The following is a 22,848-nucleotide window of genomic DNA, read 5'->3' on the forward strand; positions in this document are numbered from 1 at the left end:
CGGGTGAGACGGCGGTCGAATTCAGATGCGACCCCGGCACAGTTCGAGCAGGGTCATGGCGAGGGGGGTGCCGGGCCTGCCGAGGGCCTCGCGGTAGCGGCCGAGGATCTCCATCTCGCGGGAGAGGTGCACGCGCCGCCCGCCGGAGGCGATGCGGGTCTGCTGCACGACGGCGGAGACGGCCATCCGCTCCTGGATGAGGCCGATGATCCGGTCGTCGAGCACGTCGATGCGCTCACGGGCGCCGGCGATGGTCTCTTCCGGGGCTGCTGTGGCTGCCGTGGCTTCCGGGGTTTCGGGGGCTGCCGTGGCTGCCGGGGAGGTGGTGGTCATGTTCGTGGCTCCTGTCGGGGAAGGAACCCCGGAACGACAGAACCCGGAAAACGTCAGGCGCCCCGGGCCTTGTCGGCCCGGGGCGCCTGGGAAGTCGCTTGGCTTTCGCTCAGCTCAAGCAGCACGACCATGGCAGCCAGCGGGCCGGTTGCCATAGGTAAAGAGGAAGGTCGAGTGCGCGAGCATGCGGTCAGTATGCCACGGCGCCTGAGCGGAGAGGTCCCACCCCCGCCCCGTTAGAATCGGAACCACAGACCCCCGCCCGACCACCAGAAGGCACCCCGTGTCATCAGCGAACACCGCTGCCGCCACCCCCGACACCGTCCTGGTCGTCGACTTCGGTGCGCAGTACGCCCAGCTCATCGCCCGTCGCGTCCGCGAGGCGCGGGTCTACAGCGAGATCGTGCCGAGCACCATGCCGGTCGAGGAGATGCTCGCCAAGAACCCCGCGGCGATCATCCTCTCCGGCGGCCCCTCGTCGGTCTACGAGACGGGCGCCCCCCGCCTCGACCGCGCGCTCTTCGAGGCCGGCGTTCCCGTCTTCGGCATGTGCTACGGCTTCCAGCTGATGGCGCAGGTCCTCGGCGGCACGGTGGACAACACCGGCGCCCGCGAGTACGGCCGCACCGACCTGCACGTCTCCAGGACGTCCTCCACTCTCTTCGAGGGCACCCCGGCCGAGCAGCACGTGTGGATGTCGCACGGCGACGCCTGCTCCGCCGCCCCCGAGGGCTTCTCCGTCACCGCGTCCACGGACGTCGTCCCGGTCGCCGCCTTCGAGAACGACGAGAAGAAGCTCTACGGCGTCCAGTACCACCCCGAGGTCATGCACTCCACGCACGGCCAGCAGGTACTGGAGCACTTCCTGTACCGGGGCGCGGGCCTGACCCCGTCCTGGACCACGGGCAACGTGATCGAGGAGCAGGTCGCGGCGATCCGCGAGCAGGTCGGCGACAAGCGCGCGATCTGCGGTCTGTCCGGCGGCGTGGACTCCGCCGTCGCCGCAGCCCTCGTCGCGCGCGCCATCGGCGACCAGCTGACCTGCGTCTACGTCGACCACGGTCTGATGCGCAAGGGCGAGACCGAGCAGGTCGAGAAGGACTTCGTGGCCGCGACCGGCGTCAAGCTGGTCGTCGTCGACGCCGAGGAGCGCTTCCTGACCGCGCTCAAGGGCGTCTCGGAGCCCGAGGAGAAGCGCAAGATCATCGGCCGTGAGTTCATCCGCGTCTTCGAGCAGGCGCAGGCCGAAATCATCGCCGACGCGGGTCCGGCCGTGGAGTTCCTGGTCCAGGGCACCCTGTACCCGGACGTGGTCGAGTCCGGCGGCGGCACCGGCACCGCCAACATCAAGTCGCACCACAACGTCGGCGGCCTCCCCGAGGACCTCGAGTTCCAGCTCGTCGAGCCGCTGCGCAAGCTGTTCAAGGACGAGGTCCGGATGGTCGGCCAGGAGCTGGGCCTGCCGGACGAGATCGTCCAGCGCCAGCCCTTCCCGGGCCCGGGTCTCGGCATCCGCATCGTCGGCGAGGTGACGAAGGAGCGTCTGGACCTGCTCCGCGACGCCGACGCGATCGCCCGCGAGGAGCTGACCGCGGCCGGCCTGGACCGCGACATCTGGCAGTGCCCGGTGGTCCTGCTCGCCGACGTCCGCAGCGTGGGCGTCCAGGGCGACGGCCGCACCTACGGTCACCCGATCGTGCTGCGCCCGGTCTCCTCCGAGGACGCCATGACCGCCGACTGGTCCCGGCTGCCCTACGACGTCCTCGCCCGTATCTCGACCCGCATCACCAACGAGGTCCGGGACGTCAACCGCGTCGTCCTCGACGTGACCTCGAAGCCCCCGGGCACCATCGAGTGGGAGTGACCGGCTGACTCCCACGGCCCCTACGCGCGCCTGACCGTGCGCAGGGGCGCACCGGGCTTCCAGACCTGGACGACGAGATACCGCTCGTCCTCGACGTAGGTCCGCACGACCTCCGTCAGCTCGGTACGGAAGAGGTGGAACGGCTCCGGCGGTTCCGCCTCTTTCGCGTATCCGGACTTCCGCCCGCCCTCGACCTCGTACGCCCGCCCCGCGATCCGTACGTCCCCGCCGCCCATCTCCGTGCCCTCGCCCGGGTTCGCCTGCAGCGCGAAGCGCGGATCGCGCCGCAGGTCGAGGGCCTTCAGCGAAACGTCCATCATGCCGAGCCACAGCTCGCCGCCGCGGAAGTCGGCCTCCAGACCGCAGGTGCGCGGCGAACCGTCCTTGCGGAGGGTGGCGAGCACATGATGCCGGTGGGCGCGGAAGCGCTCCTCGGTGATCCGGGCCAGTTCGGGTTCGGCGGAGGCGAAGGCCTCCCAGTTCACAGACGTCATACGCGACAGTCTCACCGGCAAACCGGACAACCTCTGTCGTGTATTCGCTGCGTACGTCATCTTTACAAAACGGCTCTGCCCTTTTGCGCTGACCGAGGGTAACTTCCGGCCCAGACCGCAATTCCAGCGCTGGAGGACCTATGCACGGGCCGACCTCGCCCTTGCCGCTGCCCACCGACCAGCTCCGCTTCGCCATGCCGCCGATGCACGACTCGGCGGAGGACGAACGCCGGCACCGCAAGGAGCGACTCGCCGGGGCCCTGCGGGTCTTCGGGCGCAGCGGTTTCGAGGACGGGGTCTCGGGCCACATCACTGCACGCGACCCGGAGTTCACGGACTGCTTCTGGGTGAACCCCTTCGGCATGCCGTTCCGGCACGTCACCGTCAGCGACCTCGTCCTCGCCAACCAGGACGGCCAGGTCGTCGAGGGCCGCTACCACGTCAACCAGGCCGCGTTCACCGTCCACGCCCAGGTCCACGCCGCACGCCCCGACGTCGTCGCCGTCGCCCACTGTCACTCCGTGCACGGCCGCGCCCTCGCCGCGCTCGGCGAGCTGGTCGACCCGATCACTCAGGAAAGCTGCGCCTTCTATGAGGACGTGGCGCTCTACGACGCCTACAGCGGCGTCACCGTCGACGCCGAGGAGGGCCGCCGCATCGCCACCGCCCTCGGCTCCCGCAAGGCGCTCGTCCTGCGCAACCACGGACTGCTCACCGTCGGTGACTCGGTGGACGCCGCCGCCTGGTGGTTCCTGTCCATGGAACGCTCCTGCCAGGTGCAGCTGATGGCGAAGGCGGCCGGCCGCCCGGTCCTCATCGACCACAAACTGGCCGTCGCCACCCGCGAACAGCTCGGCGGCGACCTCGTGGCCTGGATCAACTACCAGCCGCTGTGGCAGGACATCAGCCGCAGCGAACCGGACCTGCTCAGCTGAATCCCCGAGCACGGCCGCCTTCGTCGACGCGGACTCCTCGTCCGTGAGCAACCCGTCACGGAACGGCTCGCCCGGCGCCCTCAGCCGGCACAGCGGGAATTCTCCCGGCAGGGTCAACACACAGGCCCTCACTTCACCCGCCCTGACCCGGCCCGACGAGCCCGGACGGCCTGCCGTAAGGCACAATTCGCTGACGAAGCGGGGGAGTTGTGCGGCGACGGGACGGCCTGCCGAGGGGCCGTCGGCCGTGTCGACGAGTCGTGGGGAAGGCGGGCGTCCGGCGTGGCGGTGCAGGAGGCGAGACAGGACACGGGTGCCGACGGAACCCACGAGGGCGGTTGCACCTGCGAGGACTGTCCGCACGGCGCCCGCGAGGGGCACCGGCGGGCCGTCGCCGCGTTTCTGCGCCGACGGGACGAGTTCGCCGCCGGGCAGGGGCTGCCGGCGGCCGTGGCGCACTCGGCCTCGGCGTCCCGCCAGTGGGTGTCGGAGGAACTGACCCAGCGCGCGGAGTCCGTCGCGGAGCGCGGCCGCGCCGAGGGTGAGGCGTGGGTCGCCCGGCTGTGGCCGCGCACGGTGGCCGCGGTGTGGGGCGCGGTCGTCGTCCTGCTGCTCGGCGAGGCGCTCACCGCGATCGGCCCGGGCTGGACCACCGCCCGCACCGCGGCCCTGCTCGCCGCGCTCGTCGTCGCCGCCGCCCTGACCACCGCCGGCCGGCTCCACCGCGCCCGCGGCGGAGCGCTCGCCCCGGTGATCGGCGAGGACAACCGGATGTCCACCTCCCGCACGGTGGCCGCCGGCTGGGTGCTGTTCGTCGGCTACGCCGTGCTGCTGCTGGCCGCCCGGCTCGCCGCCGCATCCGACCACGCCGAACGCGACGAGCTGATCTCGGGCCTGGACCTCGCGCGCGGCACCGGCGTGGTGACCGTCCTCGGCGTGGTGTGCGGCATCGCCGTCCTGGTCCGCCGGGTGGTGACGCTGCGCATCCTCGCCCAGCGGCTCCAGAAGGTGCCGGCCCACCGGCCGCGCGCCGCCGACCTGTTCAGCGACGACTCCGGCCGGGGCGCGTTCAGCGACATCCAGTACGCCGTCATCAGCGCCGTCGCCCTGGTGTTCGCCGCCGTACGGCTCGCCCGCCGCCCCGACCAACTGCCCGATCTGCCCTGGGGGCTGGGCGTGATCGTGCTGATCTCGGCCGCCACCTACCTGGCCGGCAAGTACGCCGAGGGCGGCCGGCCGGTCGTCCTCTCCGTGGTCCGCGCCCGCGAACCGGGCGACCTGGACGGGCCGATCCGCACCGGCGACGACATCGAGATCCGCGGCGCGGGCTTCGTCCCGCCCGGGGCCCGGACCGCGGACCGGCTCTCCCGCGTGGTGGTCCGTATCGGCACCGTCGACGTGCACGTCCCTCTGATCCCCGTCACGGGTGGTTTCCGCAACCCCACCGACACCGTCCTGACCGTCCCCGTACCCGTCGAGGTCGAGCCGGGCTCGGTGGAGGTCCAGGTGGTCACGGCGGCCGGGGTGGCGACCAACCGGTACACGGTCCAGGTGACGGAGTAACCCGGCCCGCTGCCGCAGCACCGTCATGTCTGCCTCCCTTCCTTCCTCTTCGTTCGCGTTCTTTCGCGCCTTCGCATGTCGGGCTTCGCACGCACAGCCGAATTCCGGAAAAACCTCCGGGGCAGGGGATTGAACCGGCCCCGTCCGTCGTACGTATCGTCGAGTGAGGGGTGGGACGGCGGGCGAGAGGGCGGCTGGCGACGATGACTCACGGCATTCGGACGGACACGCACATGAACCGGCTGAACGGCCCCCGCGGCTGGCGGGACACGGCCGCCCACTACGCCCTGCTCCCGCTGCGCGTCTTCCTCGGCGTCACCTTCATCTACGCCGGCCTGGACAAGCTCACCGACAGCGCCTTCATGAAGTCCGGCGGCACCGGCTCGGTCGGCGACACCATGCGTGCGGCCCGCGACTCCGCCGCCATCCCGGCCCTGGTCGACATGGCCCTGAAGAGCCCGGTCGGCTTCGGCTACGCCATCGCCCTCGGTGAACTGGCCGTCGGCATCGGCACCCTGCTCGGGCTGCTCGCCCGGCTGGCCGCGCTCGGCGGCGCACTGATCTCGCTCAGCCTATGGCTGACCGTGAGCTGGGCGACCACCCCCTACTACTACGGCAACGACCTCGCCTACCTGATGGCCTGGCTCCCCCTGGTCCTGGCCGGTGCGCCCTACCTCTCCCTGGACGCGCTCTGGCGATCCCGACGACGGCAGGGCGGGTACCGCTAGGCGGGTCGGCGGCCGTCAGTCGCGCTCCGTACCGCTCCGTCTGCGTATCGCCCGGGCCACGCCCCCTGCCACAGTGGCCAGGAACAGGCCGGACACGACCACTGGTGCGATCGCGAACCACGGTGTCTCCCACAGCCCGCCCGCGGCTCCCGCGTAGACCGCGCCCGCGGCGGTGAGGAAGAGCCCGGCGATCAGCCTCCCGGGCTGGAACTCATGACGCAGCACGGCTGACCTCCACCTGTCCCGCACCGACCCCGAGCTCGAGGTCCAGCGTGCCGGCGCTCTCGGCGCCCTTGGCCGGCGCCAGTGTCACGTTCTCGAGCCTGCGTGGCCGCACGTCCACGTCCTTCCTGTAGTCCCCCGGCAACCGGATGTCGCCGACTCCCACCTCGATGTCCATCCGCACGGTCCCGCCCGCCGGCAGGATCACCCGCAGCTGCCCGGCGCCCACATGGGCGTTCGTCGTGACCGTCTCTCCCTTGGCCGGACGTACCCGGCTCAGGTCGAGGGTGCCCCGGCCGGTGCCGAGGTCGTAGCGCGGCTGGACCTGCGCCGTCGCCGCAGGCGTCCAGGAGGCGTCCCTCCAGTGGGTCGTGATGTCCTTCGGCATGGCCGTCGCCCCGGCGAGCAGCGCCGCCGTGACCAGCGCCAGGAACACCGTCCCGGCGCCCGTGCGCCCCAGGAAGGAGCTGAGCGCGAGCCCCAGGCCGAAGACCGCCAGCGCGCAGGCAAGACCGGTCTGGAGGCTGGTGCCCAGCGGGCGTGTGTCCCAGGTGAGGCCCGTGCCGAGGCCGCCCGCCACCAGGGCGAGCAGGAACAGCCAGCCGCCGATCCAGCGCGGTCCGCGCGGTCTCGGGGGCGCGGCCGGCCGCGGCTGTATGGATCCGGTGTGCGGCCACGGCGTTTGGATGCGGACGTCGACGACCGAGGTCAGGTCACGGTCGCGGGCGTCGCCGGGCCCCCACAGATAGCCCGTGCCGCCGACATGGGTGCCGTCCTTGACGATCGGGTCACGCCACCAGGACGGATAGGTGGTGACGACCGGCGGCGCCTGGGCCTCCGGCGGGGCGTCGGCGGCGGCCTGCGCGGCGAGGGGATCGGGGTCGGTGCCGCCACGGCGCCGCGACCAGTACCCGGCGCCCGCCAGCAGGAGCGAGAGCACCGCGGCGAAGGCCAGCACCCCGCCGTTGCGCAGCAGGGTCAGGAAGATCCCGCAGCCGACCAGGGCGAACAGCACGGCGGCGAGCGCCTGCCCGTCGACCCGGCCGGTCAGGAGCTTGCGCAGTTCGTTCTCCTCCTCGTCTTCGAACGGCACGAGGAGCCAGACGAAGCCGTAGAAGATCAGGCCGATGCCGCCGGTCGCGGACAGCACGGCCAGGGTGATCCGGAAGATCACCGGGTCCATGTCCGTCTGCCGGCCCAGGCCCGCGCACACGCCCGCGATCATCTTGTGCCGGCGGTCTCGCCGGAACCGGTCGAAGGCCGTGCCGGCCTGCTGCTTCTGCTCCTCTTCCCCGGCGGGGGTGTCGCTGCCGGGGCCGGCCGCTCCCGTCCTCCGTGTCGCGGCGGGCCCGGCATCCGTCGGTCCGGTGCCCGGGGCCGGGCGCGGGCCGGGGCCGGGTCCCGGACCCGTCGCGGCGTGCTCGTGATCCGTCATGCGTCCATGGTGACGGCCCGGTCGTCGCGGCGGCAGTCGGGACGACCCTGGGCGAACCCTGAATTCGGCCCTGAGAGGGGGCGGGGAACCGTTCGACCGGCGCCGGACCGTCGTCGCCCGGCGCTCCCCGACCCGGCTGCGCCGAAGATCAGGGGCGTCTCGGGGGCCGACCCTGATGCCTGGCCCCGCCGGTCATGTGACCATCGTTGGCATGCCGGAAGCCGCAAGCCTGCCAGTCGACGACCCGCGGCCGCCGCGCAAGCTCTACCGCAGCAGCGACGGACGCTGGCTCGGTGGAGTGGCGCGGGGTCTCGCCGGGCATCTCGGGCTGCCCGTCATCTGGGTGCGGCTCGTCTTCGTCGGCCTGTTCATGGCCAACGGCCTCGGCGCGCTGCTGTACGCGGCCTTCTGGTTCTTCGTCCCCCTCGGCGTCGGTGGGCACAAGCCGCCGGCCGCCGCGGAGACCGCGCCGGGCGGCCGCCGCAGACTCGTGGCCCGCAGGCCGGACAAGGGGCAGATCGTCGCGCTGCTCCTCATGGTCGCCGTGTCCATGGTGTTCGTGGGCAGCGTCAATCTGACCAGCGCCGCCAAGGCGTATCTGGTGCCTGCCGTGCTCGTCGCGGCCGGTGTCGCCCTGGTGTGGAGACAGGCGGACAACGCCCGCCGGGCCCGCTGGGTCGAGGTCGGCCGCCGGCGTCGCACGCTGACGCTGCTGCGCGCGGCCGGCGGCGTCCTGCTCGTCACGGCCGGTGTCTCCGCCGTGTTCGTACTCCAGGGATCGGCCGCCCACCTCGGCGCGGTCCTCCAGGCGGCGCTCGCCGTCCTCGTCGGCATCACGCTGCTCGCCGGTCCCTATCTGGTCCGCATGACCCAGGACCTGTCGGAGGAGCGTCTGATGCGCATCCGCGCCCAGGAGCGCGCCGAGGTCGCCGCGCACGTCCACGACTCCGTGCTGCACACCCTCACCCTGATCCAGCGCAACGCGGACAACGCGGGCGAGGTGCGCCGGCTCGCCCGCGCCCAGGAGCGCGACCTGCGTACCTGGCTGTACAAGCCGGAGGGCACCGGCAAGGACGAGGCCGACGAGCCGGACACGGTCGCCGAGGCGGTGCGGCGCAGCGCGGCCGAGGTGGAGGACAAGCACGGTGTGCCCATCGAGGTCGTCGTCGTCGGCGACTGCCCGCTGGACGACAGGACCCGTGCGCAGATGCAGGCCGCGCGCGAGGCGATGGTGAACGCTGCCAAGTACGGTGGCGAGGGCGGTGCCGTACAGGTCTATGCCGAGGTCGAGGGGAGGACGGTCTTCGTGTCCGTGCGCGACCGTGGCCCGGGCTTCGACCTCGACGCGATACCCGCCGACCGGATGGGCGTCAGAGAATCGATCATCGGCCGCATGGAGCGCAACGGCGGCACGGCCCGGCTGCGGGCGGTGCCCGGCGGCGGCACGGAGGTCGAACTGGAGATGGAGAGGGCGGAGAAGACGTCATGAGCGACGCGACCGAGACGAGCGGCACGACGGGGGCCGGCGCGGCAGGACGGCACGTACGGGTCGTGCTCGTGGACGACCACCGGATGTTCCGCGCCGGTGTCCAGGCGGAGATCGGGCAGACGGCGGAGACCGGGGTCGAGGTGGTCGGCGAGGCCGCGGACGTCGACCAGGCGGTCACGGTCATCACCGCGACCCGTCCCGAGGTGGTCCTCCTCGACGTCCACCTGCCGGGCGGCGGCGGCGTCGAAGTGCTGCGCCGGTGCGCGGCGTTGATGGGGGACGCCGAGCAGCCCGTCCGCTTCCTCGCACTGTCCGTGTCGGACGCGGCGGAGGACGTGATCGGTGTGATCCGCGGCGGCGCCCGCGGCTATGTCACCAAGACCATCACCGGCACCGACCTGGTCGCCTCGATCTTCCGGGTCCAGGAGGGCGACGCGGTCTTCTCACCGCGGCTGGCCGGGTTCGTCCTGGACGCCTTCGCCTCCACCGACGCCCCGCCCGTGGACGAGGACCTGGACCGCCTTACCCAGCGCGAGCGCGAGGTGCTGCGGCTGATCGCCCGCGGCTACGCCTACAAGGAGATCGCCAAGCAGCTGTTCATCTCGGTGAAGACGGTCGAGTCCCATGTCTCGGCGGTCCTGCGCAAGCTCCAGCTGTCCAACCGCCACGAACTGACCCGCTGGGCGACGGCACGACGACTGGTCTGACCCCGACCGGCTCCGGCGGTCCCCTGCGGGCTCGCCCTCACACCACCCGGGTGGCCCCCGCGAACGGCATCAGGTCGATCGGGGCCAGCCGGACCGGCGCCGAGGAGTTGGGGGCGTGGATCATCTGCCCGCCTCCCACGTAGATGCCGACGTGACTGACGCCGGAGTAGAAGAACACCAGGTCCCCGGGGCGCAGTTCGGAGCGGGAGACGCGTCGGCCCGCGTCGATCTGGGTGTAGGTGGTGCGGGGCAGGGCGATGCCGGCGGAGCGGTAGGCGGCCTGGACCAGGCCCGAGCAGTCGAAGGCGTGCGGACCGGTCGCGCCCCACACGTAGGGGCTGCCGAGCTTGGCGTAGGCGTAGGCGACGGCCGCTGCCGCACGCGTGTCGGGGGCCGTGACGGCCCCGGCCTGTGCCAGGGCGTCCCGGACGTGCGCGGCGGACCGGGAGGCGCGCTTCCGGGTGCCGTCGTCGCCGGTGACCTCGGACCGCTGCTGCGGCGTGAGCCGCGCCAGCAGCCGCCGCGCCTCGCCCAGTTTGCCGGTGACGGTCGCCTTCTGCCGCCGCAGCTCGGCCTGCCGGGAGCGCAACGACGTCAGCTGGACCCGCGCCGCGCCGCGCAACTGCTCGATCTCCCGCAGCTGTTCGCGCACCCGGGACACGGCGGCGGTCTGCCGGTCGCCGGCCCGCTCGGCGAACGAGGCGTCGGTCAGGTACCGGTCGGGGTTGTCGGAGAGGGCCAGTTGCCAGGCGGGCGAGAAGCCGCCGGCGCGGTACTGCGCCGTGGCGAACGAACCGAGCGCCTCCCGGGCCGAGTTGAGCCCGTCCTGCTTGCGGGCGGTCTCGTCGCGCAGGGCGTTGAGCCTGTGCAGGGTGGCGTCCGCCGTCTCCTTGGCGCCGTCGTACTTCTCGGTCGCGGCCTCGGCCTGCCGGTACAGCGCGTCCACCCTGGCCTTCACCTGCGCCGGTGTCGGCGGGGGCTCGGCGTGCGCAGAACCGCCGAACCCCGTAGCCGTGGCCGCGCCCGTCAGGGCGAGCGTGGCAGCGGTCCGGGCCGTGGGGCCGATCGGGCGTTGCCGGGGCTTGCGGTGCGCTGCCACCTGGACTGTCACGTCCTTCCGTGCGACTCGACACGACTCGACGGCCGAGCGGTCCGTGCGCCGCGCGGTCCGGCCGAGCGGTGCCTGCGTCCGGCGGCGGCCCGCACGGGGGGAACGGGCCGCCGCCGGACCCTTCTCGGCGGTGGTGCCCGGCCGCCGCCCCTGGCCCGGGCGGTGATGGGGAGCCGGTCACCTGGGGGAGGACGCTAGGCCGGAGTGTGACGAGCGGGTAACGCAGTGTGCGGAACTGGCCTCGACGGATCAGTAAGTGACCGTATGTGATCGTGCGGCCGATCCGAAGTCGTTCCCTTCACGCAGCGTGATGACCGATGCGCGGAAAGCGGGGCAGGTACGAGGAGTGAGGTGCTATGGGCCGCATATATGCAAGGTCCGCAGTAGGTGGCGGCCGGGCGCGGACGGCTGTGCCCGGGCCCGGTGACAGGCGACCGAATCGCCCGGATTAGGCTCCGGCCTCATGGACGTACTCATCCATCTCTTCGTCGGCCTGCACATCATCGGTATCGCCGCGCTGCTCGGCGGTTTCCTCACCCAGATGAAGGCGATGGGCCAGGGCACGGCCCGCTTCGTCCCCGGGATGCTGCACGGCGCGCTCACCATGCTCGTCACCGGAGTGGTGCTGGTCGGCCTCAACCAGGCCGGTGACCATCACATCAACACCATCAAGATCGGTCTGAAGCTGGCGCTGCTGATCGTGATTCTCGGCCTGGTCTACGTCAAGCGCGACGAGGAGAAGGTCGAGAAGGGCGCCTTCGGGGTCGTCGGCCTGCTGACCGTGACGAACATCTTCGTCGCCGTCCTGTGGACCTGACGGCCGCCCGCCCCGCCGTACGGGCCGTGCGGACCTCGGCGGTGCCGACCGCGAGCCACGCCGCCACCGCCACCGCCACCCACACCAGCACCCGCCCCGGCCACCGGAGCCACGGGACGCCCACGGCGGCCGCGACGGACAGCGTCGCCGCCGCCGTCATCCCGATCGGGAACACCGTCGACCACCGCCGTACGTCGTAGCCGGGCCGGGGCCGCGCCGCCTCGGCCGCCAGCAGGACGACGTACCAGGCCAGGGCCAGGACCGAGCAGCGCGACCGTCACCGCGCGCAGCGCATGCCGGTCGTCCTCGTTCCACAGGTACCGCCCCGCGTCACCCGCGGTGAGCAGCTTCGCCCCCGCCAGCGCCGAGATCGCCGCCGCCCCGCCCGCGATCCAGTGGGCGCCGGCCCCCTCCAGCACCTGCCGCGCATTGAAGCGCGCCAGGGCCAGGCCGTAGAGCGGCAGGCCCAGCCCAGGCGACACCGGCAACGACCAGCACCACCCGGGACACCGCCTCGGCGTCGGCCAGGGACAGCCCCACCGACACGATGCCCGTCGCCATCACGGCGGACCCGGCCGCGGCCGGCCGCGCCGCCCACCACGCACGCAGAGCCGAGATACCGGACACGCGCCGATGCCAGGCAGCCGCTCCGGCCCGGCCGGAAAGGGCACGCGCGCGTGGGCGCCAAAACTACCGGTACGCGCGCGTGGCCGGGGCGGCACCGGCTACGCGTACGTGGGTACCGGAGCGGAGCTCAGCCCGGGCGGACCACGCTGTGGATGATCGATTCTCCGCCGTAGTACACCGATTCCTCGCGGACGTACGCGCCCGGCTTGGGGGCGTGGATCATCATGCCGTTGCCGATGTAGAGGCCGACGTGGCTGATGTCGTCGTAGAAGAAGATCAGGTCGCCCGGGCGCGCGTCCGCCAGGGAAACCGTGGTGCCGGCGTTCACCTGGTCGTACGTGGTGCGCGGGAGCGCGACGCCGGCCGCCTTCCAGGCGGCCTGGGTCAGGCCCGAGCAGTCGTAGGAGCCCGGTCCGGTGGCGCCCCACACGTACGGCTTGCCGATCTGGGCGCGGGCGAAGGCGAGGGCCTTCTCGGCCTTCGTGTCGTACGAACTGGTCGACCCGGAAGATCCCGAGGACCCCGAAGAGGTGGAGCCCGTCGAGCCGGTGGACGTGGACCCGCCGGAGCCCGACGACGAGCCGGACGAACCGCTCTGCTGCCTGGCCTGCGCCGCGGCCTGCTGCTTCGCCAGCTCGGCCGCCTTGCGCGCCGCCTCCTGCTGCTTGGCCTGCTCGATCTGCGCGAGTCGCGCCTTCTCCTGCGCCGTCAGCTGCGAGAGCAGCTCGCGCGCGGAGGCGAGTTTCCTCTGGACGGTCGCCTTGGCCGTCTGGAGGTCCTGCTGCGAGGTGGTCAGCGTCTGGAGGCTCTCGGCGGCCTCCCGCCGCTTCTTCATCGTGGCGGCCTGATCGCCGATGTAGGCGTCGACCGCGCTCTTCTGGCGCGTGGTCAGCCGGTTCATCAGCTGGGTCTGGTCGAAGTAGTCCTGCGGGTCGTTCGCCAGCAGGAAGGTGGCCGTGCTCGGCGCGGCGGCGCCGGTGCGGTACTGGGCCGCGGCGAACGAACCCAGCTCCTCGCGGGCCTTGTTGAGGCTGTCGGTGCGGCGGGCGACCTCCTGGCGGAGGGCGTCGACGTGGCCGCGCTCCTTGCCGGTGCGCTCCTTGGCCGCGTCGTACTTCTCGGTCGCCGACTCCGCCTGCCGGTAGAGGTCGTCGACCTTCTTCTCCACCTCCTCCAGGCTCGGCCGGGTGTGGTCGGTGCTCGGGGCGGCCTCGGCGGTCTGGGACAGCATGGCTATGGAGGTGAGGGCGGCGGTGGCGAGAGCGGGGGTGCGTATACCCGCCGCGGTGGTCCCGCCGGGGCGCGGCTTGCGGTGCGACGCCAAGGGAGGCGACTCCTTCCAATGGTCCGCCTACCGGGTTAGCTGTCGGGTTCGGGCGGTGGTTCGGAAGGGTTGCCCTACGGCGTCGTCCCGGACGGGAGTCGGCCGATTCACCCCAGGTTCGGTGGGTCCCCGGCTCCGGGCGCCCCGTACGGGACGGGCCGGACTCGGCGGGGGCCGCGCACGCGGCCCGACGGCAACCTAGCCAACTCGTGTGGCTAGTGTGAAGGTTGGTGCGTGATATGTCCGATACATTTTCGTGATCCGAGGCCGGAATCATGTCCGGGTCATCGGGTGATTCCGCTGAGTAAGGGGTGTTCGCCCCTCCGTGCGTGAGGTCTTCTTCCCGGGACGGCGACCGGTTGTCGGTGGGGCGCCCTAGACTCGGAGAGCGATGAGCAGCCTCTTTGACGACAGCTTCCTGGCGGACCTCCAGCCCCCGAGCGGGCGCGAGGAGGAGCCTCCGCCGCCGCCCGAGGACGATCACGCTCCGGAGCCGCTTCCGGACGATCTGTTCGGCGGGAAGTTCGACGCGCCGCCGGACCGGGACTCCTACTACCGCGACGGCGCCCCCCGCCCCGCGCTCGACGCGGCGACGCTGCTGGAGGGGCTGAACGACAACCAGCGCGCCGCGGTCGTGCACGCCGGTTCCCCGCTGCTCATCGTCGCCGGCGCCGGCTCCGGCAAGACCCGTGTGCTCACCCACCGCATCGCCCACCTGCTCGCCGAGCGGAGCGTGCACCCGGGCCAGATCCTCGCGATCACCTTCACCAACAAGGCCGCGGGCGAGATGAAGGAGCGCGTCGAGCAGCTCGTCGGCCCCCGCGCGCACGCGATGTGGGTGATGACCTTCCACAGCGCGTGCGTGCGCATCCTGCGCCGCGAGTCGAAGAGGCTCGGTTTCACGTCGTCGTTCTCGATCTACGACGCCGCCGACAGCAAGCGCCTGATGGCCCTGGTCTGCCGCGACCTGGACCTCGACCCCAAGCGCTTCCCGCCCAAGTCCTTCAGCGCCAAGATCAGCAATCTGAAGAACGAGCTGATCGACGAGGAGGACTTCGCCGCCCAGGCCGCCGACGGCTTCGAGAAGACCCTCGCCCAGGCCTACGCGCTCTACCAGTCCCGCCTCCGCGAGGCCAACGCGCTCGACTTCGACGACCTGATCATGACGACGGTCAATCTGCTGCGCGCCTTCCCGGACGTCGCCGAGCACTACCGCCGCCGCTTCCGGCACGTGCTGGTCGACGAGTACCAGGACACCAACCACGCCCAGTACGCACTGGTCCGCGAGCTGGTCGGCACCGTCGAGCGCGCCGACGAGGACGTCGCCACCCCGCCGGACGAGCACGACCTCCCGCCCGCCGAGCTGTGCGTCGTCGGTGACGCGGACCAGTCGATCTACGCCTTCCGGGGCGCGACGATCCGCAACATCCTCCAGTTCGAGGAGGACTACCCGAACGCGACGACGATCCTGCTGGAGCAGAACTACCGCTCCACGCAGACGATCCTGAGCGCCGCCAACGCGGTCATCGAGCGCAACGAGTCCCGCCGCCCGAAGAACCTGTGGACCAACGCGGGCGCCGGAGCCCAGATCACCGGTTACGTCGCCGACACCGAGCACGACGAGGCCCAGTTCGTCGCCGACGAGATAGACCGCCTGGTCGACGCGGGTGACGCCAAGGCGGGCGATATGGCCGTCTTCTACCGCACCAACGCCCAGTCCCGTGTCTTCGAAGAGGTCTTCATCCGCGTCGGCCTGCCCTACAAGGTCGTCGGCGGCGTCCGCTTCTACGAGCGCAAGGAGGTCCGGGACGTCCTGGCCTACCTGCGCGTTCTCGCCAACCCCGAGGACTCGGTGCCGCTGCGCCGCATCCTCAATGTCCCCAAGCGGGGCATCGGCGAGCGCGCCGAGGCGATGATCGACGCCCTCTCCCAGCGCGAGAAGATCAGCTTCCCGCAGGCGCTCAAGCGCGTGGACGAGGCCTACGGCATGGCCGCGCGCTCCACCAACGCGGTCAAGCGGTTCAACACGCTGATGGAGGACCTGCGCACCATCGTGGAGTCCGGCGCCGGACCGGCCACGGTCCTGGAGGCCATACTCGAACGCACCGGATATCTGGCCGAGTTGCAGTCCTCCACCGACCCGCAGGACGAGACCCGCATCGAGAACCTCCAGGAACTCGCCGCCGTGGCCCTGGAGTTCGAACAGGAGCGCGCCGAGGGGGAGCAGGGCACGCTGGCCGACTTCCTGGAGAAGGTGGCGCTCGTCGCCGACTCCGACCAGATCCCCGACGAGGACGAGGAAGGCGCCGGCGTCATCACCCTGATGACCCTGCACACCGCCAAGGGCCTGGAGTTCCCGGTCGTCTTCCTGACCGGCATGGAGGACGGCGTCTTCCCGCACATGCGCGCCCTCGGCCAGACCAAGGAGCTGGAGGAGGAGCGGCGCCTGGCGTACGTCGGCATCACGCGCGCGCGTGAGCGGCTGTACCTCACCCGGTCGTCCATGCGCAGCGCCTGGGGCCAGCCGTCGTACAACCCGCCCTCACGCTTCCTGGAGGAGATCCCGACCGCACACCTGGAGTGGAAGCGGACAGGCGCGACGGCGCCGGTCTCCTCCGGACCGGCCTCCGGGATCGCCGCCTCGCTGTCCTCGTCCCGCTCGCGCTCGTCGGCCGCGGGCGCGTCCGGATTCGCCACCCGGCGTACGACGGACAAGCCGGCGGTGTCGCTGGCGGTCGGCGACCGGGTCACCCACGACCAGTTCGGGCTCGGCACGGTCGTCGCGGTGGCGGGCGCCGACGACAAGGCCCAGGCGACGATCGACTTCGGCGACGGCAAGCCGAAGCGGCTGCTGCTGCGGTACGCGCCGGTCGAGAAGCTGTAGACGCAGTGGACGGTGTGGGCCCCGCCGGATCGGCGGGGCCCACACCGTCAAGGCTCACGTCGGGATACGCGGCTCAGGTCGGGTCCAGGTCATGGCTGCGCAGCCACGGCAGCGGGTCCACGGCCGCCCCGCCCGCCGGGTGCACCTCGAAGTGCAGGTGCGGCCCGGTGGAGTTGCCGGAGTTGCCGGAGTAGGCGATCGGCTGGCCGGCCTTGACGGACGTGCCCGCGGGGACCTGGTAGCTGGACAGGTGGCAGTACCAGGTCTCCGTGCCGTCCTTCGCCGTCAGTATCAGCATGTTGCCGTAGGCGCTGTTCCACTTGGTGGTGACGGTGCCGTCGGTGGCGGCCATCACCGTGGTGCCGTAGGAGACGGGGAAGTCGATGCCCGTGTGCACCGACATCCAGTTCACGCCGGCCTGGCCGAAGTAGGCGCTGAGGCCCTTCTGCGTGACCGGCAGGACGAACTTGGGGCGCAGCCGCTCCTTGAGCGCGGCCTCCGCGAGGGCCTTCTTGCGGTCCTGCTCCTGCTGGTTCTTGAGGTCGATCCGCTCCTGTGTCCGGCTGGCCCGGTCGGCGAAGTCGTGGGCGTCGGCGGAGAGCGTCTTGAGCTGGGCGTCCAGCTTGCTGTTGGCGATCGCCGGCTTGACCGCGTGCGCGTCCGCGGCGGTGGCGGCGGTGTCCTTGCCGTCGTCGCTGAACGCGCCGACCGAGGCGACGGCGATCCCGGCGACGCCCATCACACAGGCCGAGGGCACGGCGACGGTCAGCAGCGCGGAGCGCTTGGCGGGCGTGCGGCGCCGGGAGCGCGCGGCGTTGCGCGCGCCCTCGCGGGTCGTCGGCGGGGTCTCTTCCTGGCCCTCCAACAGGCCGTTCACGGCGGGTCGTTCATCCGTTCCGGTGCCCACCGGGTCGTCGGCGACGTACCCCGTCTGAGGGAAAGCCGCGGTCAGGTCGTCGACCTGCTCGAACGTGGCAGTGGGCTGCTGATCGAACGGCTCGCCGGCCTGCTCGGGCCCGGCCTGGCCGGGGGAGTTCCACTGGGTGGCGTCGTACGCGCCGGTCTCGAAGCTCTGGGTGCCCCACTCCCACTGCTGGGTCATGCCGCCGGGCTGCTCGGGCTGCAGCCAGCCGCTCGTGTCCCACTGTCCGCCGGCGTCATGGCTCGTGGCCTGCGGGGGAACGGTCCAGGCGGTGGCGTCGTGCACGCCGGAGTCGTAGGCGGCGTGATGCTGGGCAGCGTACGCGTCGTAGTGCGGCGTCGGGCTGGTCTGCCACTGCGTCGTGTCGTAGGCGCCGGTGGTCTGCCGGCCGGGCAGGCTGCCGAAGAGCGGGTCGGCGTGGAAGGTGCCGGTGGTGTCGTGGGAGTGAGCAAAACCGGTGGCGTCGTAGCCGCCGTACGTGGTGAAGTCGCCGTAGGGGGCTTCGTGCGTCCCGTACGCCGCGTGGCCGTAGTGCGCGAAGGAGGCGTCGGAAGCCGGGGCCGGGGTGGTCATGGTCCCCGACGGGTGACGTTCGTTCACCAACTTCTCTTTCGCCTCGACAACAGGGGCTGCCAGAGCAGTGCGGCGACTGTACCCGCCGGTACCTGGGCGCGACAATCTTCAGCCGGTTTCGCGTGGGCCGGAAACGGGCGATCGGCGGTCTTTCGGGGGACGCCGGAGACGAGTTTGGCCGAGAGTTCGATGAGCGTTCGACGTGAGGTGACTGTCGGTCACCTCAAGGCCATCTGTAGGTCACGCCACCGTCAGACCGTCGGCGAGCGCGTCACCGGGGTGCGCCGTGTCGAGAGCCTCGCGTATCCCGGCCGCGACGGCGGGGTGCACGGGCAGGGCGAGATGGCCGATGCCGGTCACCTGGACGTTCTGCACATCGAGGTCGGGGTGGTCGAGGCAGGCCGACTCCACCGGATCCATGACGGTGTCCAGATCGCTCCAGAAGCTGACGAACCGCGTACGGCAGCCGGGCGCGGGCCGGGTCAGCTCCTCGATCACCCCGGAACCGGGCCGCATCTGGCGCACGATCGGATGGGCGTCGGCGAGCGGTGCCACCCGGGTCCCCGCGTGCGGGGTGCCGAGGGTGACGAGCGTGCGCACCCGCAGATCGCCGCCGAGACACTGCACGTAGTACCGCGCGATCAGCCCGCCGAGGCTGTGGCCCACGATGTCGACGCGGGCGCTGCCGGTGCGCTCGCAGATCTCCTCGACATGCCGTCCGAGCAGCTCGGCCGCGGTGCGGATGTCACAGGTCAGCGGCGAGTAGTTGAGCGACTCGACGCGTGGCCGGCCGTGCTGGGCGAGGCTGCGGCGCAGCAGCACGAACACCGAGCGGTTGTCGATGAAGCCGTGCAGGAGCACGACCGGCGGGCCGGAGCGGACGGGCAGCCGGGCGGTGCCGTCCTGCGCGGGCAGCGCCGGGAGGCGGCGCTCCTGGACCAACCCGGTCGGATACAGCAGGAGGTGGCCGGCCAGGATCGCGGCTTCGAGGGCGGTCGCCTTGAGCAGCGCCATGGACAGTCCGGCGAGTCTTCCCGGCCACAGGCGCCGGTAGATCGCAAGAGAGAGTGGCAGTAATCCGGTGACCTTCATGGGCCGACCTCCTGTCGGCACGCCGGAGGACGGCTCCATCCCCCGTGTGCCCTCATGTCCCACCGTGTGATTTCCCCCTCGCTGCGCACCGTAAAACTGCCGGTTGCGGGATGCTGGGGATAACGTTCGTTCACTTCGCGACGGGTGGCGGGACGCGCCAAAAGTGCGGTACTTGTCGTTGTGGGCCGGAAGCGATCGCTTCCGGGATCGTCTGATGGAGGCAGTGATGGGTGTGGCAGCCGGTCCGATCCGCGTGGTGGTCGCCAAGCCGGGGCTCGACGGCCACGATCGCGGTGCCAAGGTCATCGCGCGTGCCCTGCGCGACGCCGGTATGGAGGTCATCTACACCGGCCTTCACCAGACGCCGGAGCAGATCGTCGACACCGCCATCCAGGAGGACGCCGACGCGATCGGCCTGTCCATCCTCTCCGGCGCCCACAACACGCTGTTCGCCGCGGTGATTGACCTGCTCAAGGAGCGCGACGCCGAGGACATCCTGGTCTTCGGCGGCGGCATCATCCCGGAGGAGGACATCGCGCCGCTGAAGGAGAAGGGCGTCGCGGAGATCTTCACCCCCGGGGCGACCACGGCGTCGATCGTGGAGTGGGTGCGCGAGAACGCGCATCAGCCGACCGCGTCCGGCGGCTGAACCGACGGCCCCTCCGGGCGGGGTGCGCGGGGGGCGCCGGCCGGCGCCAGCTCCTCCGCCATCGCCGCCCGCAGCCGCAGCGTCGAGACCAGCCGCTGGAAGGCCTCCGCCCAGTAGCCCCCGGCTCCCGGCGCCGCGTCCTCCCGCTCGTCGGGTACCGCCAGCAGCCCTTCCAGCCGTGCGGCCTCCGCCGGGTCCAGGCAGCGCTCGGCCAGTCCCATCACCCCGCTGAAGCTCCACGGGTAACTGCCCGCGTCGCGCGCGATGTTGAGCGCGTCCACGACCGAACGGCCCAGCGGCGGCGCCCAGGGCACGGCGCACACCCCGAGCAGCTGGAACGCCTCCGACAGACCGTGTGTCGCGATGAAGCCGGCCACCCACGCGGCCCGTTCCGCCGGCTCCAGGGCCGCCAGCAGCTTGGCGCGCTCCGCCAGGGACACCGCCCCCGGCCCGCCCGCCTCCGGCGCCGACGGCGCGCCGAGCAGGGCCCTCGACCAGCCGGCGTCCCGCTGCCGCACCGCCGCCCGGCACCAGGCCGCGTGCAGTTCGCCCTGCCAGCCGTCCGCCACGGGCAACGCCACGATGTCCCGCGCGGTGCGTCCGCCGAGCCGCTCCGGCCAGCTGCCGAGCGGGGCGGCCTCCACCAACTGCCCCAGCCACCATGAGCGTTCTCCTCTGCCTGCGGGAGGTATGGCCACCACACCGTCGCGCTCCATGCTCGCATCGCACTCGAGTGGCGGCTCGACCGCGATCGCCGGCACGGGTCCCGTACGGTCGAGGGCCACACAGGCCGCCGCCCGTACGGCCATGCGCGCGGCCAGCGCCGAGTGCGGCAGCGCCGACAGCAGCTCCGCGGCCGTCGCACGGACATTGCGGCTGCGGTCGCCCAGCGCCTGCTCCAGGAACGGCTCGTCCTCGGCGGCGAGGCCCGCGCGCAGCGTGTCGAGGAACATCAGCCGGTCCTCCGCCCGCTCCTTCGGCCAGGTCGACGCCAGCAGTTCGCGCGCGAGCGCGGGTTCACGCGCGCGTAGTGCGCCCAGCAGTGCCACCCGCTCGGCGAACAGCCCCTCCTGCCACAGCCGCTCCACCGCCTCGGCGTCGTCGGGGCCGGGCAGTGCGGCACCGCCGCCGGGGGCCGCGCGCAGGGCGAAGCGCCAGTCCGTGTTCAACCGCGCCAGCCACAGCGCGCGCGGGCCGGCGAACGCCAGCGCCGCCGGGCGCAGGTCCGTACGCCCCCGGGCCGCGTCCAGCAGGGCGGGCAACGCCTGCGGAGGCGCCGCGTACCCGTGCCCGACGGCCGCCGCGAGCCACTGCGGGAGCAGTTCCATGAGGTCCGGGGCGCTGCCCCGGCGCCCGCCGCCCGCCGCGCCGGAGCGGTCGGCCAGCAGAGTGGCGAGGCGGCGGGCCGCCGCGGCGGGCAGGACCGGGCGCGGGTCCTCGGGCGCCGGCTCCGGCCGCCGGGCCGCGCGCGCGGGGCGCAGCCCGGCCCGCCGCCGTACGGTCGCGACGGCGGCCGCGTCCAGCAGCGCCGTCGGAGCCGCCCGGCCGGGCGCGGCACCCGCCCAGGGGCGCCGGTCGGTGCCGAGCAGGGCGGCGGTGAGCAGGTCGTCCCAGGAAACCGCGGGATCCGCGCCGGTCCGGGCGGCCGAGGTCGCGTTCATGTCGTCCCCCTCCTGATGGCTCAGGGCGTTCCGTTTCGTCTCGGACCCGCTCAGCACAGCGGCACCGCCTCGTCCGTCCCTGCCGCCCAGGCGGTGAGCGGGGTGAAGCCGCGGTGGCCGCACTCGCCGAAGACCGTCACCGGGGCGCCGCCGGACAGGGCGGTCAGGCGCCACAGGCCGGGGCGGGAGCGGGCGGTCCTGGTCAGGGGCAGGGCCGTGTCCGTGTCGGCGTCGGCCAGCTGCCACGTCTCGCCGTCGGGGACCGGGATCACCCGCTCCAGCGTCACGGGGACGGACTCCAGCCAGGGATCGTCGCGCAGCGCCGCGCCGTACCGGTCCGCCGCGTCCGCCGTCGACACGCCCGGCGGGCGGAACGCGGCCGGTGCCGGCGGGGCGTGGCGCTCGCCCAGGCTCGCCCGGGCCCGGCCGGCTCCCGGGTGGCCGGACAGCTCCGCGTCCAGCGCCAGTCCGACCGGCAGGGACAGCTCCGGGGCCCGGCCCGCGGCACCGTACGACAGCAGCAGCCGGGTGTCGCCCGAGCCGGCGCCGTGCAGCCAGATCCGGCGGGTCGTCAGCTTCGCGTCCACCGTGTCGTACTGGGCGAGGACCAGCCAGTGGTCGCGTACCGGCGGGCCGTCCGCCGGTGCGGGCAGGCCGAGCCGGGAGCGGACCGTGGCCGCGAGGGCGTCCGGCAGCGTGTCGCGGCGCAGCCAGCCCTGGTCGAGCAGATGCAGCAGCGCGCACTCCTCCAGCAGCCGGGCCGGCCAGCCGGGCCCCGACGCCGGTATCGCCCCCAACTCCCGTGCCCGTGCGGCGAGTCCGGGCGCCTGCGCGTCGACCATGCGGGCCGCCGTCTCGTCCCACGCCCCGTACCCCGCCTGCTCGGCCGAGGCCAGGCCGCCGCGCAGCAGGTCGGCGAGGCGCTGCTCCAGCTCCGTCGCGCCCGCGGTGACCCGCTCGGCCCGGCGCTCGGCCCGCCGCCGTGCCGCCTCGGGATCGGCGGGCCCCGACGCGGAACCCCCCTCGGTTCGGGCCGCTGTGGCCTCGACCCGCCCGCGTCTGGCGGCGAGCCACTCCCCGGCCCACCCCGGCGGCTCGGCGGACACCGGCGCCGCGCCGTCGCCGCCCGCCCACAGCAGAAGCAACCCGAGCGCGTGCTTGCACGGGAACTTACGGCTCGGGCAACTGCACGTGTACGCCGGTCCGGCCAGGTCCACCACCGTCTGGTACGGCCTGCTGCCACTGCCCCTGCACCGTCCCCACACCGTCCCCTCTCCACTGCCCGTCTCGGACCACGGACCGGCCGTGCCGAGCTTGCTCCCCGCTGTGCGTGACGCGGCGTCAGGCGCCAGTGCCAGCACCTGCTCCGCGGTCCAGCGCACCCGCTGCTCAGTCATGTCCTCGACGGTAGGTCCCGC

At 72.5% G+C, this 22,848-nt stretch carries 20 protein-coding genes and 1 riboswitch; of the genes, 9 read left to right on the forward strand and 11 right to left on the reverse strand.

Annotation, left to right across the window (positions count from 1 at the left end; genetic code table 11):
- Positions 1-21: 21 nt before the first annotated feature.
- Complete coding sequence (locus BIV23_RS13970) at positions 22-333, reverse strand: chorismate mutase (protein WP_071381136.1); 312 nt, start codon at positions 331-333, stop codon at positions 22-24.
- 283 nt (positions 334-616) lie between these two features.
- On the opposite strand from BIV23_RS13970, the gene guaA reads away from it, so the two are divergent.
- Positions 617-2,197 (forward strand): glutamine-hydrolyzing GMP synthase, encoded by a 1,581-nt coding sequence (gene guaA, locus BIV23_RS13975; protein WP_071381137.1) that lies wholly within the window; start codon positions 617-619, stop codon positions 2,195-2,197.
- A gap of 20 nt (positions 2,198-2,217) precedes the next feature.
- Here guaA and BIV23_RS13980 read toward each other — a convergent pair whose 3' ends face one another.
- Positions 2,218-2,691, reverse strand: coding sequence for a pyridoxamine 5'-phosphate oxidase family protein (locus BIV23_RS13980; RefSeq protein WP_177239888.1), 474 nt, complete (start codon positions 2,689-2,691; stop codon positions 2,218-2,220).
- A gap of 140 nt (positions 2,692-2,831) precedes the next feature.
- Here BIV23_RS13980 and BIV23_RS13985 point away from each other — a divergent pair, with 140 nt between their 5' ends.
- The 3 genes from BIV23_RS13985 to BIV23_RS13995 all read left to right on the forward strand — a co-directional run bounded on the left by BIV23_RS13985 (position 2,832) and on the right by BIV23_RS13995 (position 5,917).
- The gene (locus BIV23_RS13985) at positions 2,832-3,626 is read left to right on the forward strand and encodes a class II aldolase/adducin family protein (protein ID WP_071370091.1); all 795 of its coding nucleotides are present in this window, start codon (positions 2,832-2,834) and stop codon (positions 3,624-3,626) included.
- A gap of 282 nt (positions 3,627-3,908) precedes the next feature.
- Positions 3,909-5,189, forward strand: coding sequence for a hypothetical protein (locus BIV23_RS13990; RefSeq protein WP_071381138.1), 1,281 nt, complete (start codon positions 3,909-3,911; stop codon positions 5,187-5,189).
- Between the two features lie 203 nt (positions 5,190-5,392).
- A complete protein-coding gene (locus BIV23_RS13995) occupies positions 5,393-5,917 on the forward strand; it encodes a DoxX family membrane protein (RefSeq protein ID WP_079173143.1) in 525 nt (174 codons plus the stop codon).
- Between the two features lie 15 nt (positions 5,918-5,932).
- On the opposite strand, the gene BIV23_RS14000 is transcribed toward BIV23_RS13995, so the two are convergent.
- The gene (locus tag BIV23_RS14000; protein ID WP_071381140.1) at positions 5,933-6,142 is read right to left on the reverse strand and encodes a hypothetical protein; all 210 of its coding nucleotides are present in this window, start codon (positions 6,140-6,142) and stop codon (positions 5,933-5,935) included.
- Positions 6,129-7,574: a PspC domain-containing protein gene (locus BIV23_RS14005; RefSeq protein WP_071381141.1), complete on the reverse strand. Its 1,446-nt coding sequence runs from the start codon at positions 7,572-7,574 to the stop codon at positions 6,129-6,131. The genes BIV23_RS14000 and BIV23_RS14005 overlap by 14 nt, the downstream gene beginning before the upstream one ends.
- Positions 7,575-7,749: 175 nt before the next feature.
- Here BIV23_RS14005 and BIV23_RS14010 point away from each other — a divergent pair, with 175 nt between their 5' ends.
- Both BIV23_RS14010 and BIV23_RS14015 read left to right on the forward strand, forming a co-directional pair.
- Entirely contained in the window at positions 7,750-9,063 is a 1,314-nt protein-coding gene (locus BIV23_RS14010) for an ATP-binding protein (RefSeq protein WP_425443487.1), read from the forward strand.
- Positions 9,060-9,770 carry a LuxR C-terminal-related transcriptional regulator gene (locus BIV23_RS14015; protein WP_071381143.1) on the forward strand — a complete coding sequence of 237 codons (711 nt, stop codon included), beginning with the start codon at positions 9,060-9,062 and terminating at the stop codon, positions 9,768-9,770. The genes BIV23_RS14010 and BIV23_RS14015 overlap by 4 nt, the downstream gene beginning before the upstream one ends.
- 37 nt (positions 9,771-9,807) lie before the next feature.
- Here BIV23_RS14015 and BIV23_RS14020 read toward each other — a convergent pair whose 3' ends face one another.
- Complete coding sequence (locus tag BIV23_RS14020; protein ID WP_071381144.1) at positions 9,808-10,869, reverse strand: C40 family peptidase; 1,062 nt, start codon at positions 10,867-10,869, stop codon at positions 9,808-9,810.
- Positions 10,870-11,344: 475 nt separating this feature from the next.
- On the opposite strand from BIV23_RS14020, the gene BIV23_RS14025 reads away from it, so the two are divergent.
- Positions 11,345-11,698 carry a hypothetical protein gene (locus tag BIV23_RS14025; protein ID WP_071381145.1) on the forward strand — a complete coding sequence of 118 codons (354 nt, stop codon included), beginning with the start codon at positions 11,345-11,347 and terminating at the stop codon, positions 11,696-11,698.
- Here the strand turns inward: BIV23_RS14025 and BIV23_RS53555 are convergent.
- Both BIV23_RS53555 and BIV23_RS14035 read right to left on the reverse strand, forming a co-directional pair.
- A complete protein-coding gene (locus BIV23_RS53555) occupies positions 11,604-11,957 on the reverse strand; it encodes an SLAC1 family transporter (RefSeq protein ID WP_342746366.1) in 354 nt (117 codons plus the stop codon). The two genes, BIV23_RS14025 and BIV23_RS53555, sit on opposite strands and share 95 nt — an antisense overlap.
- Positions 11,958-12,452: 495 nt before the next feature.
- The gene (locus BIV23_RS14035; RefSeq protein WP_071381147.1) at positions 12,453-13,649 is read right to left on the reverse strand and encodes a C40 family peptidase; all 1,197 of its coding nucleotides are present in this window, start codon (positions 13,647-13,649) and stop codon (positions 12,453-12,455) included.
- Positions 13,650-13,656: 7 nt separating this feature from the next.
- Positions 13,657-13,801: riboswitch (cyclic di-AMP (ydaO/yuaA leader) on the reverse strand.
- Positions 13,802-14,040: 239 nt separating this feature from the next.
- Between BIV23_RS14035 and pcrA the strand changes: the two genes are divergently transcribed.
- Entirely contained in the window at positions 14,041-16,533 is a 2,493-nt protein-coding gene (pcrA, locus tag BIV23_RS14040; RefSeq protein ID WP_071381148.1) for a DNA helicase PcrA, read from the forward strand.
- Positions 16,534-16,606: 73 nt separating this feature from the next.
- Here the strand turns inward: pcrA and BIV23_RS14045 are convergent, their stop codons facing one another.
- On the reverse strand, positions 16,607-18,055 hold the full coding sequence (locus tag BIV23_RS14045) for a M23 family metallopeptidase (RefSeq protein ID WP_071381149.1): 1,449 nt from the start codon (positions 18,053-18,055) through the stop codon (positions 16,607-16,609).
- Positions 18,056-18,268: 213 nt separating this feature from the next.
- Entirely contained in the window at positions 18,269-19,120 is an 852-nt protein-coding gene (locus BIV23_RS14050; protein WP_071381150.1) for an esterase/lipase family protein, read from the reverse strand.
- A 226-nt stretch (positions 19,121-19,346) separates the two neighbouring features.
- Between BIV23_RS14050 and icmB the strand changes: the two genes are divergently transcribed.
- Positions 19,347-19,769 (forward strand): coenzyme B12-dependent isobutyryl CoA mutase small subunit, encoded by a 423-nt coding sequence (gene icmB / locus BIV23_RS14055; RefSeq protein WP_071381151.1) that lies wholly within the window; start codon positions 19,347-19,349, stop codon positions 19,767-19,769.
- On the opposite strand, the gene BIV23_RS14060 is transcribed toward icmB, so the two are convergent.
- Complete coding sequence (locus BIV23_RS14060; protein WP_071381356.1) at positions 19,745-21,430, reverse strand: DUF5691 domain-containing protein; 1,686 nt, start codon at positions 21,428-21,430, stop codon at positions 19,745-19,747. The genes icmB and BIV23_RS14060 overlap by 25 nt on opposite strands.
- Before the next feature lie 50 nt (positions 21,431-21,480).
- Positions 21,481-22,827 (reverse strand): SWIM zinc finger family protein, encoded by a 1,347-nt coding sequence (locus tag BIV23_RS14065; RefSeq protein WP_071381152.1) that lies wholly within the window; start codon positions 22,825-22,827, stop codon positions 21,481-21,483.
- Between the last annotated feature and the right edge of the window lie 21 nt (positions 22,828-22,848).

It is taken from the genome of Streptomyces monashensis (assembly GCF_001866665.1).
Lineage (GTDB): Bacteria > Actinomycetota > Actinomycetes > Streptomycetales > Streptomycetaceae > Streptomyces > Streptomyces monashensis.